16 protein-coding genes and 2 pseudogenes are annotated in these 17,556 nt (G+C 67.8%); 13 read left to right on the plus strand and 5 right to left on the minus strand.

Features of this window, described 5'->3' with window-relative positions; translation table 11 throughout:
• From MU521_RS08920 to MU521_RS08935, 4 genes are all read left to right on the plus strand, one after another.
• On the plus strand, window positions 1-1,050 hold the full coding sequence (locus MU521_RS08920) for a 50S ribosomal protein L10 (protein WP_092691474.1): 1,050 nt from the start codon (window positions 1-3) through the stop codon (window positions 1,048-1,050).
• 31 nt (window positions 1,051-1,081) lie between these two features.
• Window positions 1,082-1,444 carry a 50S ribosomal protein P1 gene (gene rpl12p, locus MU521_RS08925; protein WP_092691476.1) on the plus strand — a complete coding sequence of 121 codons (363 nt, stop codon included), beginning with the start codon at window positions 1,082-1,084 and terminating at the stop codon, window positions 1,442-1,444.
• A gap of 156 nt (window positions 1,445-1,600) precedes the next feature.
• Window positions 1,601-3,565: a histidine kinase N-terminal 7TM domain-containing protein gene (locus tag MU521_RS08930; protein WP_092691479.1), complete on the plus strand. Its 1,965-nt coding sequence runs from the start codon at window positions 1,601-1,603 to the stop codon at window positions 3,563-3,565.
• A gap of 55 nt (window positions 3,566-3,620) precedes the next feature.
• Entirely contained in the window at window positions 3,621-4,868 is a 1,248-nt protein-coding gene (locus MU521_RS08935; RefSeq protein ID WP_092691482.1) for a tripartite tricarboxylate transporter permease, read from the plus strand.
• Here the strand turns inward: MU521_RS08935 and MU521_RS08940 are convergent.
• The gene (locus tag MU521_RS08940) at window positions 4,865-5,374 is read right to left on the minus strand and encodes a type IV pilin domain-containing protein (RefSeq protein ID WP_092691485.1); all 510 of its coding nucleotides are present in this window, start codon (window positions 5,372-5,374) and stop codon (window positions 4,865-4,867) included. The genes MU521_RS08935 and MU521_RS08940 overlap by 4 nt on opposite strands.
• Window positions 5,375-5,431: 57 nt before the next feature.
• Window positions 5,432-5,704: pseudogene (locus MU521_RS08945) on the minus strand (CorA family divalent cation transporter); the annotation flags it as partial.
• Window positions 5,705-6,094: 390 nt separating this feature from the next.
• On the opposite strand from MU521_RS08945, the gene MU521_RS08950 reads away from it, so the two are divergent.
• Both MU521_RS08950 and MU521_RS08955 read left to right on the plus strand, forming a co-directional pair.
• A complete protein-coding gene (locus tag MU521_RS08950) occupies window positions 6,095-6,619 on the plus strand; it encodes a FlaD/FlaE family flagellar protein (RefSeq protein ID WP_092691488.1) in 525 nt (174 codons plus the stop codon).
• A 99-nt stretch (window positions 6,620-6,718) separates the two neighbouring features.
• On the plus strand, window positions 6,719-7,771 hold the full coding sequence (locus MU521_RS08955; protein WP_092691491.1) for an actin-like salactin: 1,053 nt from the start codon (window positions 6,719-6,721) through the stop codon (window positions 7,769-7,771).
• Here the strand turns inward: MU521_RS08955 and MU521_RS08960 are convergent.
• A complete protein-coding gene (locus MU521_RS08960) occupies window positions 7,765-7,950 on the minus strand; it encodes a hypothetical protein (protein WP_092691494.1) in 186 nt (61 codons plus the stop codon). The two genes, MU521_RS08955 and MU521_RS08960, sit on opposite strands and share 7 nt — an antisense overlap.
• 190 nt (window positions 7,951-8,140) lie before the next feature.
• Between MU521_RS08960 and MU521_RS08965 the strand changes: the two genes are divergently transcribed.
• The 5 genes from MU521_RS08965 to MU521_RS08985 all read left to right on the plus strand — a co-directional run bounded on the left by MU521_RS08965 (window position 8,141) and on the right by MU521_RS08985 (window position 13,785).
• Window positions 8,141-9,529 (plus strand): PH domain-containing protein, encoded by a 1,389-nt coding sequence (locus MU521_RS08965; RefSeq protein ID WP_092691497.1) that lies wholly within the window; start codon window positions 8,141-8,143, stop codon window positions 9,527-9,529.
• Between the two features lie 95 nt (window positions 9,530-9,624).
• Complete coding sequence (locus MU521_RS08970) at window positions 9,625-11,802, plus strand: N-6 DNA methylase (RefSeq protein ID WP_092691498.1); 2,178 nt, start codon at window positions 9,625-9,627, stop codon at window positions 11,800-11,802.
• Between the two features lie 44 nt (window positions 11,803-11,846).
• Complete coding sequence (locus MU521_RS08975) at window positions 11,847-13,145, plus strand: PH domain-containing protein (protein WP_092691501.1); 1,299 nt, start codon at window positions 11,847-11,849, stop codon at window positions 13,143-13,145.
• A 65-nt stretch (window positions 13,146-13,210) separates the two neighbouring features.
• Window positions 13,211-13,375 carry a hypothetical protein gene (locus MU521_RS08980; RefSeq protein WP_175452841.1) on the plus strand — a complete coding sequence of 55 codons (165 nt, stop codon included), beginning with the start codon at window positions 13,211-13,213 and terminating at the stop codon, window positions 13,373-13,375.
• Window positions 13,376-13,431: 56 nt separating this feature from the next.
• Window positions 13,432-13,785, plus strand: a complete 354-nt coding sequence (locus MU521_RS08985) for a hypothetical protein (protein WP_092691504.1) — start codon at window positions 13,432-13,434, stop codon at window positions 13,783-13,785.
• A 32-nt stretch (window positions 13,786-13,817) separates the two neighbouring features.
• Here MU521_RS08985 and MU521_RS08990 read toward each other — a convergent pair whose 3' ends face one another.
• Window positions 13,818-14,060, minus strand: coding sequence for a DUF7120 family protein (locus MU521_RS08990; protein ID WP_092691506.1), 243 nt, complete (start codon window positions 14,058-14,060; stop codon window positions 13,818-13,820).
• 122 nt (window positions 14,061-14,182) lie between these two features.
• On the opposite strand from MU521_RS08990, the pseudogene MU521_RS08995 reads away from it, so the two are divergent.
• A pseudogene (locus MU521_RS08995) lies at window positions 14,183-15,097 on the plus strand (M48 family metallopeptidase).
• A gap of 207 nt (window positions 15,098-15,304) precedes the next feature.
• Window positions 15,305-16,135, plus strand: coding sequence for a hypothetical protein (locus MU521_RS09000; RefSeq protein ID WP_092691508.1), 831 nt, complete (start codon window positions 15,305-15,307; stop codon window positions 16,133-16,135).
• Window position 16,136: 1 nt separating this feature from the next.
• Here the strand turns inward: MU521_RS09000 and MU521_RS09005 are convergent, their stop codons facing one another.
• Window positions 16,137-17,546: a carotenoid oxygenase family protein gene (locus MU521_RS09005; protein ID WP_092691511.1), complete on the minus strand. Its 1,410-nt coding sequence runs from the start codon at window positions 17,544-17,546 to the stop codon at window positions 16,137-16,139.
• Window positions 17,547-17,556: the final 10 nt, after the last annotated feature.

Raw genomic sequence — 17,556 nt, forward strand, 5'->3', positions numbered from 1 at the left:
ATGAGCGCAGAACGCAAGACAGAGACCATCCCACAGTGGAAAAAGGAGGAAGTCGACGACCTCGTCGCCACGCTGGAGCAGTACGACTCGGTCGGCATCGTCAACATCGCCGGGATTCCGAGCCGTCAGCTCCAGGACATGCGACGCAACCTCCACGGCACCGCCGAGCTCCGCGTCAGCCGGAACACGCTGATGGAGCGTGCCCTCGACGAAGTCGACGACGGGCTGGCGGCCCTCACCGAGTTCATCGGTGGCCAGGTCGGCCTCATCTGTACGAACGACAACCCGTTCACGCTGTACCAGCAGCTGGAGGCCTCGAAGACCTCCGCACCGATCAACGACGGCGAGGTCGCCCCCGACGACATCGTGATTCCGGAGGGCGACACCGGGATGGACCCGGGCCAGTTCGTCGGTGAACTCCAGGCCGTCGGTGCAGAGGCCCGGATCCAGGAAGGATCGATCCAGGTCATGGCCGACTCCACGGTGCTAGAGGCGGGCGAGACCGTCGACAGCCAGCTCGCCAACGTGTTGAGCGAACTGGGCATCGAGCCCAAGGAAGTCGGGCTGGACCTGCAGGCCGTGTTCGCCGACAGCGTCCTCTTCGAGCCCGACGAGCTCGAACTGGACGTCGAGGCGTACCAGGCGGACATCGAGGCCGCCGTCGCGGGCGCACGCAACCTCTCGATCAACGCCGTTTACCCGACCGCACAGACCGTGGGGTCGTTGCTCGGCAAGGCGTCCGGCGAGGCCAAATCGGTCGGCCTCCAGGCGGCCATCGAGGACGAGGACTTCATGCCCGACCTCCTGAGCAAGGCGGACGGGCAGGTCCGGGCGCTGGCGGCCCAGATCGACGACCCCGAGGCGCTCCCCGAGGCGCTCCAAGGCGTCGAGACGGCCGCGCCCGAAGCCGAGACCGAAGCCGAGCCCGACGAGGGCGACGACGAGGACAGCGAGGCGGACGACGAGCCCGAGGCTGAACCCGACGACACCGACGACGATGACGACGACGACGGTGATACGGGCGATGCGATGGGCGCGATGTTCGGCTAACAACTAAATACCACCAACCAGACTACGAACCATGGAATACGTTTACGCAGCACTCATCCTGAACGAGACGGGCGAAGAGATCAACGAAGACAACATCACGGGCGTCCTCGAAGCGGCGGGCGTCGACGTCGAGGAGTCTCGCGTCAAGGCCCTCGTCGCGGCCCTGGAGGACATCGACATCGAGGAAGCCGTCGAACAGGCCGCAGCGGTGCCGGCCGGCGGTGCAGCTGCCCCCGCGGGCGGCAGCGCCGACGGTGAACTCGAAGAGGGCGGCGACGAAGCCGAAGCCGAAGACGAAGGCGGCGACGAAGCCGAAGCCGAAGCCGAAGACGAAGGCGGCGACGACGAAGACGAGGGTGACGGCGGCGAAGGCCTCGGCGAGCTGTTCGGCTAATCGCGGCCCAGCGATCTTCTCCGTTTTATCTCCGTTCGGTAGTGGCGTCGCTTCGGTCCCACGCTGCCCCACAGACGGCGGTGGAACGGTCGTATCGGTACGTACTTTTACGTAGCTGTCTGTTCGAGACCGAAGCGAGGCCCGTTCTCGAACACGATGGAGGTGCAAGTAACGCCGTACACCCTGCCACTGGGGTTTGCGGTCGTGATCGCGACCGTCGGCGCGGTGATCGCCTGGCGCCAGCGGAAGGGCCGCACCGAGATCTGGGCGATGGGCGTGCAGATCTCGCTGGCGCTGTGGTCGCTGTTCACGCTGTTGACCGTCTCGACGGTGTCGCTGTTCTGGAAGCGGCTGTGGTTCGCGCTCTTTCTCCCGACGATTCCGCTGCTCGTCGTCACGGCCTGGCTGTTCACCGTCCACTTCGTGGGCCGTCGCGACTGGCTCACCCGGCCGCGAGTGATCGCGCTCCTGGCGTTCCCCGTGGTCACGCTCGCGTTCACCCTGACCGGCGGGATTCACGGGCTCTTTCTGGTCGACGTGTGCGTCGACCGGAGTGGGTCGTTCGCCCTGCTCACCTACGAGTTCGGGGTCGGGGTGTACGCGATGGGGGCTGTCGCCTACAGCATCGCCATCGGCTACAACGCGTTGCTGGCCCGGCGGATGCTCCGCTCCCGGAACGTCTATCGGCAGATCAGCGCCGTCGTCTTCGTGGCGACGCTCGCTATCGGTGTCGTGACGGTCCTCTCGTTGGTCGATCTCAGCCCGTTCCCCCACTTCATGCTCGTCCCGTTCGTGTACCTCGTGGTCGGCGTCGTCCTCCTGCTGGGGACGGGGAGCGTGACGTTCGTCCGGATGGTTCCCATCGACCGCGTACTCGCGGTGGTCGGGTCGCGATTCGACAGCACCGTCCCGCTGGCCCGTGACTTCGTCCTCGAAGCCGTCGACAACGGCATCATCGTCGTCGACGACGAGGATCGGATCGTCGACATCAATTCGACAGCAAAGCGGATGCTCGGACTGGACCAACCGGTCGGGCAGCACCTGGCCGCCGTCGTCCGGCCGGAGTGGGTGCTAGAGTGTGGTGAGGTGGGGCCGGTACTCTACGGGAACGAACCGGTCCACGAACTCGACGACGAGGCGTGGGTCGAGACGCCCGACGGCGAGCGGTGTTATCAGGTGACGATCTCCGCGCTGGGCGAGGGCGAGCAGGCACGTGCACACGTCGTCTTGCTCCACGACATCACCGACCGGAAGCGTCGGGCGGAGCAGTTACAGGAACAGAAGGAGACGTTGCGGTCACGGAAACAGCAACTCGAACACCAGAACGAACGGCTGGACCAGTTCGCGGGGATCGTCTCCCACGACCTGCGGAACCCGCTCAACGTCACGTCGGGCTACCTGGAACTGTTCGACGCACGGATCGAGGGCGACGACGATACCGTCGAAGTCGAGGCCGAAACGGTCCGCGAACTCGCACGAGCTACCGACCGGATGGAAGGCATCATCGACGACGCCCTGACGCTGGCCCGGGAGGGGAAAGCGGTCACCGAAACCGAAGCCGTCGATCTGGCCGAGACCGCCGAGACTGCCTGGGAGACCGTCGACACCGCCGAGGCCACGCTGACGGTCGACGCCGACGCCGTGATCGCGGCTGACCGTGGCCGGTTGCGAACCATCTTCGAGAACCTCTTTCGTAACGCCGTCGAACACGGTCGCGGGGACGTGACCGTCACCGTCGGCGCGCTGGATCGCAACGCGGTGACCGGATTCGTCGTCGCCGACGACGGGCCAGGCATCCCGGACGAAAAGAAAGACGAGGTCTTCGAACACGGGTTCACCACCAGCGACGACGGGACCGGGTTCGGACTGGCCATCGTCCACGACGTCGCCAGCGCCCACGGCTGGGACGTGACCGTCACCGACAGTGAGACGGGTGTCACCGCGAGTGAAACGAGTGGTGGCTCGGAAGACGAGCGGAGCGAGTCTTCCGGCGGTGCACGATTCGAGTTCACTGGCGTCGACCGGGCGGGCGGAGACCCCCGGATCGGCGGTACGCTCGACCGCGAACAGGACCCATCGCCACGACCCGAAGCCGACAATCAGCCGGCAACCGAGGACTGATACCGCCGACTGGCCCACGAGCGCTTAAGTAGGAAGGCGGGACCACCCGTTCTCGATGGCAGTCTCGACCTGGCTGGGTGTCCGGATCGCGGTCGCGCCGTCGGCCGCGGCTCTGGCGCTCGCCTTCGTCACCGGCGGTGCCGCACTCGGCGTCGTGAGCGGGTTGATCCCGGGATTACACGCCAACAACATGGCGCTGCTGCTCGCCGCGGGCGCGTCCGCGGTGCCCGGGCCACCGCGGCTGATCGGGGCGGCGATGCTGGCCGCCGGGACGATGCACACCTTCCTCGACGTTGTCCCGGCGCTGTCGCTGGGCGTTCCGGACCCCGCGATGGCCGCGAGCGCACTCCCCGGCCACGAGTTGGTACTGGCAGGCCGGGGTCGAGAGGCCCTGCGGCTGTCGGCGCTCGGGAGTGGGCTCGCGGTGGCGCTGGCCGTGCCGCTGGCGATGCCGGTCACCGAGGCGGTGACGGCACTCTATCCGACGATTCGGGCCAATCTGTCGGCCGTGCTGGCGGCCGTGGCGGTCGGGCTGGTGACGACCGAGGGGAGCTATCGTGCGAAACTCGGTGCCGGACTCGCCCTGACAGCCAGCGGTGTTCTGGGACTCCTGACGCTCGATCTCCCGACGAACGGGCTGGTGAACGCCGGCGGAACGCTGGCACCGCTGTTCGCGGGGTTGTTCGGCGCGCCAGTCCTGATCGACGCACTGGGTGGAGGGGGCGTGCCGCCACAGGACGACGCGACGCTCGCGCTCTCGAAGCCGGCAGTCGGTGGGCTCTCGGCCGCGGGCACGCTTTCGGGCGCAGTCGTGGGGTTTCTCCCCGGCGTCTCCAGCGCCGTGGCCGCGACTGGCGCGTTGCTGGCTGTCCCCTATCGGTTCGGCGCGCGGGGGTTCGTGGTAATCACGAGCGGTGTGAATACGGCGAATACGGTCTTCGCGCTCCTGGCGTTGCGCGCACTCGGGTCGCCACGGACGGGCGTGCTGGTCGCGCTCGAATCGAGCGGCGCGCCGCTGGCCTTCCCGCTCCTGCTGGCCAGCGTCGCGTTGACGGCCGCGCTCGGGTTCGTCCTCGTCCCGACGGTCGGGGACCGCTACCTATCGCTGGTCGGGGCGCTCGATTACTGGATCCTCTCGGTCGCTGTGCTGGCACTGCTACTCGGACTCTCGTTCGTCTTCGCCGGCCCCGTCGGAGTCGGCATCTTCACCGTCGCGACGGTGATCGGGCTGGTCCCGCCACGGTTCGGGTCGCGGCGGGCGACGCTGATGGGCGTGTTGCTCGTCCCGCTGGCACTGGGTTAGCAGTACGTGGCTGCCGGCCCGGTCGCCTGCCGTTCGATCTCGACCTCCTGCACGATGTGTGACGTTTCCTGGTCGGGGCGGTAGATCAACTGGTAGGTTTCGCCCGCGCAGGCGGCGTTGAGGGCACCGTCGCTGCCGTGGCCGTCGATGTGGACGTGATCGTCGGCCGTGATCTCCTCACTGCCAGTCCACACGTCGACCCAGGCCACGTCGTTCCCGTCGCTATCGACGACGAACAGTTTCGTCCCGTCGACCGTCTCACCGCCGGTGTGGGTGATGTTGAGATACGGCCGGTCGGCGTCGTTGCCCGCCCCGTCGGCCTGGTAGTGGGTGCTGACGGTGAACTGCGGCGCTGGCGTCCCCATCGACCCCCCGAAGCCGAGTGCGAGGTTCCCGACGACCGCGGCCAGGATCACGACGATCGCGACGACCAGAACGACGCCGACGACGTTCGAGACGGCGCGGTCCGCAGCCACAGACTCGAATCGGCGACGCGAGTCGCTCATTATCCGGGATAGCCGAGCGTGCCACTTAACCCCACGAACGGTGTCGACGGCCGAAAGCTACGGATATTCCATTCGTTTGAAATATACGAGCATCCCGCCGGGGATTACCACCATCAGGAGCAGGACCGCCGGGTAGCCGTACCGCCAGGTCAACTCGGGCACGTTGTAGGGGCTGGCGGCGAAGTTCATGCCGTAGACGCCGGCGACGACGGTCAGCGGGAGGACGCTGGTCGCGATGACCGTCAACACCTTCGTCACCTCGTCGGTCGACTACGAGGGTGTGTTGAGGTAGATGTCCCGGGTGTCGGTGGTCAGGTCGCGGTAGGTCTCGGCGGCGGTGCCGAATTCGTCCGGAGTCGCGTCGCTGACTCTGACTCAGGTCGTCCCGGCCACGTCCCTGGCGGCGGCGAGCGCCTCGTACTCGGTCGCGCCGTCGGGCCCGCAGACAGCCGCTACGATCACGGCCGTCTCCTCCCGCCCAGTGTGGCGGTGCGGGCCGTCACACCCCGACTCGGTTCGCCGTGCATACTCCGCCGCTCGCCCGCACGGATGATAAGCGTTCCCGGAACCGAGGGCGGGGCGAGCGGCTGTCGCCCGTCAGTCGCGCGTCGGACGCGTGACAGACGCTGTCCGATTTCCGGCGGAGAGAACCCACAGAGGGCACTCGGGCGGGTGTAAGGTTTAACATACTGGGGGAGAAATCTCTACGCAACGGAACACATGACGATCAATCCACGCGATTACGACCTCGACGAACTCCGGAAGATGGCCCGGGAGCGGGGTGACAGGCCCCGGTCGGGCGGTGACGGGAGTGACGCGCCCAGACCACCGACCGGAGACGGGGAAGAGAGCGCGCGCCCGGAGACGAACGGCTGGGACGGCCTCGACTCGGAGACGCCATCGCGCGACCAGTTCCAGAACGGCCTCTATCGGGAACTCCTGCCTCTGGAAGCCGGAGTCGACGATCTGGAGAAGCCGTATCTCGACGCGCTACCTGAGAGCTACGCCGCCGAGCACGTCGTCTTCGAGTGGCTGGAGTTCCTGCTCTCGAACTTCGGCTATCAGGGGACCAACGAGGCCCTGCAGTACTACGAGTCGGTCGGCTGGCTCACCGAGGACGTGGAGGCGGCGCTGAACGACTACCTGCTCGGGCTGGAGAGCCCCAGCGAGGAGCCACGCGGCGGCACCGTCGACGACCACAAACTCAGTCTCGTCTATATCGCGCGGCTCGTCTCGATGCAGTAGGCGGCCGACTGCGTCTCCGTCCGTCGTGGCCGCTACGTGTTTCGATTCCGAGTACAGGGAGAGAATATATACCAGAGCCGTGAGTAGCCGCGGCCGATCATGAGTGATGACGAAGATTCGGACGGACCAGTGCCGGTCGGGGTCAAACTGGGGAGTACCCGGACCGTGATCGCCCTTCCGGACGGCGAGGGCGACCTGGAGACGGTCCGGACGCTGACCTGTCTGGCCACCTACGAGGATCAACTCACGGGCGAGGAACGCGTGCTGTACGGCGACGAGGCGGCGACGGAGTATCCCGACCGCGCGCAATTCATGTTGCGCTCGGGCCTGCCCGAGGACGACGACCGGGCCGAATTGACCAAGAAGTTCTTCGACGCCCTGATCCAAGAACACGACGTGCCCGCAGACAGCGTCGTCGTCTACGCCATCCCGACCATCGACAACGAAAAGGGGCTGGCCAACCTCGAGTCGGTGATCGAGGAGAGCGCCGTCGGCGAGGCCGGCGTCCAGAGCTATCCCGAGTCGCTGTGTGGCTCGATCCCAGCCATCGGGGACGACCTGGAGGCGATCAGTGAGATCTTCACCGCAGTCAACATGGGCTCGACGAATCTAGAGGCCTCCGCGTACCGGCGCGGCGAGCAGTTGACGCCGTTCGCGACCGGCGCGGTGACGGGCAACGAGGTCGACCGGATGATCGCGAACAACGTCGAAGAAGAGACCCAGGGTCGGGTCAACATCGACAAGACGACCGCCCGGGAGTACAAGGAAGACCACGCCGACTTCGTCGACTTCGAGCCCTTCACCGACGTGATCCAGCAACCCGGCGGCGGCTCACACGAATTCACCATCGAGCGGAGCGTGATGGACGCCTGCAACGACTACCTCGACGAAGTGGTCGACGAGATCGCCAACAGCTTCCTGCCGGATCTGGCCAACGACTACATGAAGGTGTACCAGCTGGCGCTGGACCAGCCCATCGTCCTGACGGGCGGAATGGCCTGTGTCCCGGGCATCGTCGAGGAGTTCGAGGAGCGCCTGAGCGAGGAACTCCAGCGTGAGGTGACGGCCACCGCACCCGAGCGGCCCGACCTCTCGGCGACCGTCGGCGCACAGCGCATCGCCGCCCACCTGATCGAGAGCGACAGTTACTGATCGTCGGACCCGGCCCAGCACCGGTGCCAGCGGATGACCGTCGGACCGTCGGTCTCCGTCTCGGTCGCGGCCGCCGTTCGGGTCCGGACTGCGGACTCCTCGGTTCGGCTCTCGCCGTTCTCGCGACTGTTCTCGACACGTCCGAGGCCGTCGGGCAGGTCCAGCGCCAACCGTGGCATACCCCACAGGGAGGCGACGGATCCACCTAAACCCCAGTCAGACACGCGTCGGCGCTGTGGCACACGCAAGGGTTGCTCGCCGGTACCGCGGGTTTGTTTTAGTATATTCGGTGTAAATATAATGTCTGACGCACCATTGATCGAGCGCATGACTCATTATCAACGAGCATCATTGTAACTGTGCGAACCCATGTTGGCTTCCCAGGACGAGAACGCGATTTCCGACGAGGAGTTGCTTACAGGGACGGGTAGTGGGGGCGTTTTCGCGAGCGGCTACCTCCACGACAAGCCGCTCATCGAGTACCTGGGAGCCGCCGAACGCGTCGCGTTTCTGTTATCGAATAAGAAAAAGGGCGTCAGACGCGAGAACGACGAGGGCGCGACGGCGTACACGCCGGGCGACGGGTATCAGGCCATCGCGGCCATCACCGACACGCGCGTCCTGTTCGTCGTGGGCGACAGCAACGGGACGGGCGATACCTCGTTCGCGGTTCCGTACACGGAGATCGAAGACGTGAAGACCCGGAGTGGGATGCTCACGAAAGGCGTCGATATCTGGACGACCGAGGGTGTCAAGTGGCACTTCGCGGTCCGGAGTACCGTCGACATCGAACCCGCGGTCGAGTATCTGGAGCGGGCCGCGGTCGTCTGGTCGCGCGTCGAGAGTCAGCTCAGGCACGCGCGCAAGCACCTCGTGGACGTGGACGAGCTACTCTCCGAGGACGACCACGACGCGGCCCGCGCGGCCGCCAGCACAGCCAGGGATCACGTCGAGGAGGCCCAGCGGAAAGCGCCGGAGCTGACGACCAACCGGGACGACGCCGTCTGGGAACGCGTCCACGATGTCGAACGGCGCCTCGACGCGAGCGTGATGGAGATCCACGTCTCGCGGGCCGAGAAACACGCGACGGTCGCCAACGACGAGTGGCGACAGGAGCAGTACAACAACGCCTACGACGCGTTCCTGAAAGCGCGGACGGAGTACGAGCGGGCGCTGGACATCGCACGCGAACACGACTTCCCCGAGGAGAGCGACATCCGCGAGAACGCGGACACGGTGACACAGAGTCTGGACCACCTCTCGAAGTCGCCGCTCCGCCGCGCCGAGACGGCCGCCGAACGCGCCAGGGACGCGGACGCGCCGGCCGTCGTGGCCGAGCAGTTCGAGGTCGCGCTGGAACGGTACCAGACCGCGCTCGTCCTCGACTGGGGGAGCGATCGGCAGCGATTCGCGGGCGACAGCAACGAATTGCGCGGGACCATCGAACGGGTCGTCGGCGAGCTCGTCCACACGCGTCGCCTGCTGGCCGCGTACCACCTGGCGGCCGGGACCCGTCTCCTGGCGGCCGGTCACCCCGACGCCGCGAAGGACGCTTACGAGAACGCACACACGGAGATCGAGGACGCACGCACGGTCGCGAAGGAACTGAAACCCCAGCTGACGCCGATGCTCGAGGCGTCCGCCGACACGCTGGCCAGGTGTATCGAGGCCGCCGACGACCCAGTCGACGACGGCTTCGAGTTCGTCGGCGACATGGCCGACGGCGACCCGCGGACCCGCCAGCTCTCGAACGACTGAGCCCCCCACGTGCTCCGCTCCAGCCCGGCCGGTGCGCCGCCGGTCCGGACTGCGGACGAGAGGTATTTGACAGGCCCGTCCGAACCGGGGAGCGAATGGTTCCGTTCCGGGAGTTCGACATCGACGCCCAGCGCAGAGCCTACCGCAACGCGGCCCGGAAGCGACTCGCCGAGGACGGCCCACTCGCCGCCGCCCGCGACCGCTGGGCGTCGTACGTCCGAACCACCCACGGCGACGTGTTCGCCGACCTCGACGCCGACGACCCCGTCGACCGGGCGTTCGTCGAGACGTGCTACGTCGACTTTCTCCTGGATTGCCTGCTTGATGCCTTCGAAGGCAAAACTGGTGTGACGATCACCAACCGGGAGCCGGGTACGAACACGGGCGCGACCGGCGTCGCGCTCGGTGACCTCCACGATCAGGTGTTGCCGCCGGACCAGGGCCGAGAGTCGGTCGTGACGGCCGTCGACGCCGAGCACTTGTCGCGGGTGACGCCGGCCCAGCTCCGGGATCTCTACACCGATGTCGTCTCCCGGGACGTTCGACTCGCGCTCGGTGAATACTACACGCCCCGCGGCGTCGCCGACCTCGCGCTCGACGCGCTCCCGGTGTCGGTGACCGACACGAGCATCCTCGACCCGGGCTGTGGATCGGGGGTGTTCCTGACCGCCACACTGGATCGGATACGGCAGGAGCGGACCGGGCCTCCCGAATCGATCCTCGACGCCGCCGTCGGGTCGGTCGTCGGCATCGACGTGAATCCGGTCGCCGTCAAGTCGGCCACCCTCGCGTACTGCACGGCGCTGTTCGACGAACTCGACGCGACCGACAGGGAGCGATTCGCGGTGCCAGTCTTCCTGACCGACGCGCTCGGACTGACCCGCGACGACGAGATCGAGTTTCGCGGAGCGTCGCTCGATACGACATTCGATACCCTCGTAGGAAACCCCCCGTGGATTCCCTGGGAGCGCCTCTCCGAGCGGCTGAAGGACCGCTGGCGCGAGCGGTACGTCGAACCGCTGGACCTCCAGCCGCACGAGGGCGTCGCTGCCCGACTGGGCCACAGCAACGACGACGTGTCGGTGCCGTTCGCCTGGACCTGCGTCCACCGCTACCTTCGGGCCGGTGGAACTGCGGCGTTCGTGCTGAAACGCGACCTGATGCGGGGGCCGGCCGGGGCGGTCCTCCGGCGACTGCGCGTCGGCGACCGGTCGCTCGCGCTCGCGGACGTACAGGACCTCTCGGCGCTCGATCCGTTCCCGGCGGTCGGTGCCAACACCGCCGTCTACGCGTTCCAGGCCGACGCCGAGCCGTCATTTCCCGTCCCGACGACGGTCTGGACGCTTAGTGGCGGACAGGCGGACTTCGGCTCGGGGGACGCGTTGCGGGAGAGTGCGACGGCGACGGCGACCGAACTCGTCCCACTCGATCCCGACGACACGACGACGGCATGGCTCCGGGCCGACGCCGAGCGGGCGGCACTCGGCAGCTGCGTCCACGAGATTAGACACGGGCTGAAAGACGACGCCAACGACGTGTTCGGGCTCGCCCGGGACGAACTGGACCGGATCGAACCCGATCTGGTGTATCCGTATCTCAAGTCGCGACACGTCCGGAAGTGGGGGCTGACGGGGCACGACCTGCGGCTGATTCCCCAGACGCAGGCCGGCGAGGACAACGAGGCGTGGCTCCGCGAGGAGTACCCCGAGACCTACGACTATCTCGACGCCAACCGCGACCCGCTGACCGACCGGTCCTCGTCGTGGCTCGACCGCGGCCCCTTCTACTCGGTGTTCGGACTCGGCGAGTACACCTGGGCCGACTACAAGGTCGCGTGGTGTCGCCTGGGGTTCAAACCGCACTTCACCGTCGTCTCGACCCGGGACGATCCGGACCTGGGTGAGAAACAGGTGATTCCCGGCGATCACTACATGTTCGTTGCGACCGACGACCGGCGAACGGCCCACTACCTCTGTGCCCTGCTCAACGCCGCGCCCTACCAGCGGACGCTCCGGGACCTCTCCTCGAACGGAAAGGCCAGTCTCTCGAAGTCGGTCGTCTCGGAACTCGACCTGCCTGCACCGGCGGACTGCCCGCACGCAGACCGGCTGGCGGACCTGTCTGCCGAGGCACACGAGCGGGTCGCCGCGGTCGATGAATCCCCGGACGGAGACCCAGAACTATCGGCCATCGAGACGGAGATCGACCGTCTCGTCGAGGCGTGGCTGGCCGGCGACGAGGCTGTCGCCTCACCGGAGGTACCGGGCGAGTGATTGATTAGGGAGGAGTATCAATACCGAACAGTTACGGGATCACAATGGGGGGCAGCACGAACGTAGAGCACACGGTGTCCAGCGACGGCGGTGGGAACGGCTACCTCGCGGGGGCGACGCTCGAGGACTTCTTCGAGGGGACCGAGGAGCCGGCGTACGTCCTGACGAACGAGAAACGAGGGATCGAACACGAAGACGACGACGGCGAGCGGGTCGTCAAGCCCGGCGCCGACTACAACGCCGTGGCGGCGGTGACCGACGAGCGCGTCCTCTTGCTCGTCGGCGGCAACGAGGACGGCAACGGGCGAAACCGGAGCGTCTCACTGCCGTACACGGAGATCCGGTCGGTCGAGACCAGTAGTGGCATGCTCAAGAGCCGCCTGACGCTGACCGCACGGACCAGCGACCGCTACACGTTCTGGCTCGGCGGCCGCGAGGACTACGAGCACGTCGCGGAGTACGTCGAGCAGGCGATCTCCTACTGGGTGACCGTCGACCGCAGACTGGAGAAGGCCAGGGAACACCTCTCGGCGGTCGAGGACAAACTCGAAGACGGCGACCCGGCGACGGCCCGGACCGCGATCACCCGGACCGAGGAGTTGCTCGAGGACGCCGAGCAGGTGGCCACGGACTTCCGGGACGGCGACCACGCGATGCACCGGCGGATCGCCCAGCTGGAGACGCGGCTGTCGCTTGCGCGGATCCGAACCCACTGGACCCGGGCGCGCCAGCTCGCCGGCGACGCCGAATCCGCCCGGAGCGAGGGCGAGTACGTCGAGGCCTACGAGACCTACCGTCGCTCGCTGGCGGAGTACGAACGCGCCATCGACCGCTCGGAGGGCGTCGAGTACCACGCCGTCGACGACATGGACGCGGAAGTGGCCGGCGTCGAGAAAGCTATCGACGAAGTGACTGGGGCCCCGCTCAGAAAGGCCACCGAGGCCTGCGAGGCCGCGACCGACGCCACCGACCGAGAGACCGCCGTCGACCGCTGGGAAAGAGCGCTGGACGCCTGCCACGAGGCGCTCACGCTCGTCCTCCGTCGCGAGGACGTGTTCGACGGCGATCCCGACCCGCTTCGCTTCCAGGTCGAGTGGGCCGCACAGAAACTGGTCGAGGCCCACCAGGCCGTCGCGGACGAGGCCCGTGATCGCGGCGACACCGCACGCGAGACCGGCGACGCTGCGACGGCCCGCGACGCCTACGACCACGCCCGCGACCACTACGAGTCCGCCCGACGCGTCGCCGCCGAGTTCCGGTCGTGTGACCCCGAGCAGTTCGAGCGGGCCCTCGCGGACCTTCCCGACGACACGACCGCCGAGCCGGTCGACGCTCGCGCCTGAGCGTTCTCATCCCCTGAGAACCCCCGTCTCGTTCTTCACTCCCGGTCTGCAACTCCCGGGTACCAATGCGCGAGGATACCGAGCGACGCTGTACCGGATTCGAGGTCGGGAACGGCGACTACATCGTCTGCAACCCGGACAACGCCCACGCGTGGATCCGGTCGGACACGGTCGTCGCGCTGGACGGCGAGGTCGAGCAGGAACGGGACAGTTCGACCCGGCCACGCTGAGTCGACGGGCGTTCCAGACCGCCCATCTAAATACGTCCGGCCGACAACGGGCGACCATGACTCCCTACCACGTGCGGCGGGCGTTCGAGACGGTCGCGACCGAGAGTGCCGGCACGACGGGCACGGCCAAGAGCGACGCCGCCGAGTCGGTCCGCGAGTCGGTCCGCGAGGCGAGCGGCGAGACCTTCGAGTCGGTCACGACCGAGGCGACCGAGGTGTTCGAGTTCCCGGCCGGGCCGTTCGACCCCTACCGGATCACGGTCCAGGGGACGGTGACGGTGGCCGTCGAGAGCGACGACGAGACCAGCGCGACCGAGACCGGCGACCAGTTGATCGAGGACCTCCTGACGGCCGCAGGGCTGGACGGCTGGGAGTACCTGGACGAGGCGACGGTCGCGGGCACGGACTGAAAGTACGGACGGGAACGCGGGTCCCCGCCCGTTCAGAGATAGTCGTCGGGGTCGCCTGCCGCGGGGTCCTCTGCAGTGTCCCACATATCGTCTGCGTACTCGTCTGCGACGTCGGGCGCACCCCGGTCGTCGCCGGACACGTCGCGCGTGTACGCGTCCAACCCCGCCGAGAGCAGCTCCTCGACGGCTTCCTCCTCCGTCACGAACTCCTCGTCGACGAGGCGTTCGAACTGCGCGTGAACGTCCTGTGGAAGCGAGACTTCGACGGTCGGCACGTGTATCACTACCCGGTCGTGCGATTTCAATCTTTGGGCTTCGATGACAGGTTCGAGGCGACACGCCTTTGCTCGGGAGACGGCTATCCCCGCCACTGGGTCGGCTGGGACTGCGAGCGCTGATGGTCGGCGTCGGCCTCTCCCTGCTGGTCGGGTACGGGCTGGCCGCCTGGTTCGTCTACTCGATACTGGTGTGGTTCTGGGCGAGTCGACCACCGCTGGGAACGACGGTGGCCATCGTCGCGGTCACGACGCTGGTCTTCGGCTATCTCAGCTACCAGTACGGTACCAGCCAGTTGCTCGCGAGCGTCGACGCCGCCGACCTGTCGCGGGAGCGCGCGCCGGACCTGTACCGCCGTGCCGACCGACTGGCCGCGGCCATGCGCATCGAGACGCCGCGCCTCCTCGTCGCCGACATGACCGTGCCCAACGCGCTGGCGCTCGGCAGTCCCACCGACGGCGCGGTGGTCCTCGACCGGTCGCTGTTCCGCCTGCTCTCGCCCGCCGAACTGGAGGGCATCCTCGCCCACGAGTGCGCTCACCTGGAGAGCCGGGACAGCCTGGTCCAGACGCTGGCCTACAGCGGCCTGCGGACGGTGGTCGGACTCGTCACAATTCTGCTGTCGCCCGCGCTACTCTCTCTGACGGGGCTGGCCCGCGGCGTGGCCTGGATCCGCGGTCGGCCGACCCCGTAGGCCGAAGGGACCGTCGGCCAGTTTCGCCTGCTGGTCGGGAACGGTGTCGTCGTCCTCCTGTTCGTGTTCACGCTCGCGATCCGTGCCCACTCGCGCCGGCGGGAACTGGCCGCGGACGACCGCGCGGCGTCGGTGACCGGCGACCCGCTGGCGCTGGCCCGCGCGCTGGCGAAGATCGGCCGCGTGCGCGGTCCCGAGTGGGGCCTGCTCTCGCCGCTGTACACCCGCGGCGACGAGGAGGGGACGCTCGGCCAGGCGCTCTCGACGCACCCGGCCATCGACGAACGCATCGAGCGCCTCCGCGAGCCCGCCCGAGCGACCGATTCGCGGCGGGGTCGGTAGTTTCGACAGCCGACCCGAGCGACACCGCTAAGCCGCCGGGGTCGAACCTCGAGACGATGTGTCTTCCCACCCTGCAGACCTGTGCCGAGGACGGCTGTGACCGCGTCGCGATGACCGGGAGCCGCGTCTGTTTCGGCCACGCCGAGACCGAGGAGATCGTCGGCTGAGGACGAACCTTCATGTCACTCGGCCGTCTCCTGTCGGTCGATGACCGACGAGACGGGGGAGTCGTGGCTGGCCGACGACTGGCAGCGCGTGGCGCTGGGGGTCGTGCTCGCGGTCGTGGTCCTGCTGGCGGTCGTGATCGGCGCGGTGTGGCTCTACGGCGGCCACCTCTACCGCACCAGCTACGAGAGCGAGTACACCTACGAGGTGACGCTCGCGACCGACGGGACCCTGACGAACGCGACGCTCTATCTGCCAGTTCCGGAGGCGACCGACGCCGCCGACCTCGGTGGGGCCGCCGTCGAGCGAGGGACCGACCAGTCCGGACCGCTGGCCTACGAGGTGGTCGAGACCGAGCGGGGCCCGATGCTCGCCGTCTCGGCCGCCGAGTGGACGGTCACGCCCGAGTACTACCAGTTCGTCGAGCGGAACGGGCGCGGCGAGCGGGTCGAGATCTCCGAGTCCGAGTACGACACCGAGGATCCCTCGATGGTAGTCAACGACACGCGGAGCGTCCGCTTCGAGGTGACCGTCCCCGTCGACCGGAGCGTCGACACCGGGACGCCGTGGGCCGGCGAACCGTTGCTCCGCCCACGGGTCGACCGCCGACCGGGCGACTGTAACTCGCCCGGCCCAGACTGGCTCCGGTGCTACGCGTACGAGTCCGCGGTGTACGCGAGTTACGACACGGCCAGCGACACCGAAGTGTACGCGTCGACGACGCTCTATGGTACCAACGCCTGGTGGGTCTTCGGCTGGGGTTACGACGAGTACCGCGACGACGTGACGGTGACGCTGGACGGCCCACAGGCTGGCTGGACCGACGCGACTGGCACCCTCGAAACCGACACGGACCAGCGCGACCCGCCCTGACTCACAGGTCCGGAAAGTACCGCCCGTGAAAGCCGAAGGGGACGGCGTGCGGAAGGCGCGCTCGTGCCCTGAGCTGTAGCGTTTCGGCATCGAACACGAGCAAATAGGTCCGCTCGGCGTCGGTATCGAGCGCGGGCGCGAGGACCACCCCTTCGTCCTCCGCGTCGCCGTCGGGACGCTGGACCATCCGCGGTTCCTCGACGTAGGTTCCGTCTTCCCACCACTCGGTGGCAGTGCCCGCTTCCGCGTCGACTTTCACCAGTCCGTTGGCTCCCGCACGGTCGGTCGCCTGGCCGTAGGCGTACCGGTACGGCTTCGTCCGGACGGCCGGCGGCACCGTCGGGAGTTCGATCCCGCCCGGATGGCGGCGGTCGTCGGCGACTTCGCCCGTCCGCGGGTCGACCCGGTAGCGGTAGAGGTGGCCGTCCGGTGCGCCCGCGAAGCCACCCGAGCGGAGTTCCTCCAGGGCCAGCGCGTCCACGATGTCGGCGTCCTCGAAGGCCACGAGGTCGAGGACGACCGTGCCGTCGCGCTCGAAGGCGTTCACGTGGTGGAAGACGAAGAAGGGGTCGACGGTGGGATCGGCGACGATCTCGCCCGTCTCTCGGTCCAGCACGACGATCCGCGTCCCCGCGTCGGCGTCGTAGGAGAGCATCCCCGCGAAGCCCTCGGTCCAGGGCGCGAGTCCGCGAAGCACGTCGATGTGGAGCGGTGGCTCCAGCAGGACGACGTGGTTGGGCGTGACGGCGATATCGTGGACGTAGCCCGGCCCCTCGGCCGTGACGCGGCCGATCACCTCGCGCTGGTCGCTCCCGTGGGGGACCCGGTACACGTAGTACTCCGTCCGCCGGCCGAACGAGAGCCCGTAGCCGACGGACTCCCCGCGGTGATCGTCGACGACGAAGTGGGCCGTCGCCATCTGGGTCGAGACGCCGTCCTCGAAGCTGAACTCGCCGACGGTCTCCAGGGTGTGGGGATCGAACTCGATCCAGCGAGGGACCTCGGTCTGTGCGACGAAGCGGTCGCCGATCCGGGCGAGGTGGACGTTGGCGTTGTCGGTCGGTTCGGGCGGTCCCAGGGCACGAATCCATCGCCGGAGTTCGCTCAGCCCGCTCGCGCCGGTGGCGAACTGGCGGGTGGGCTCGCCGGCCTCGGCGCGGTCGTGGGCTTCGGTGCGGAGAAACCGGTTGGTGTACTCGATCTCGCCGTCTTCGAAGCTGTACCGGCGGAGCATGGCGAGGCCGTCGAACCAGTGGTTGACGTCGCCGCCGGCGTCGAACCGCCCCGGCCCGTTCCGGATGAGCGTCCCCGAGAGCCACGCCGGCACGGTGCCCGAGACCGGCAGGGATTCCTCCACTCGCTCCTCGGTCAGCGTCCGAAACCCCAGTTGCGCCGCCGTAGATCGTGACACAGGTAGAACA

Origin of the sequence: Halorientalis regularis (assembly GCF_023698535.1) — an archaeon.
GTDB lineage: Archaea > Halobacteriota > Halobacteria > Halobacteriales > Haloarculaceae > Halorientalis > Halorientalis regularis.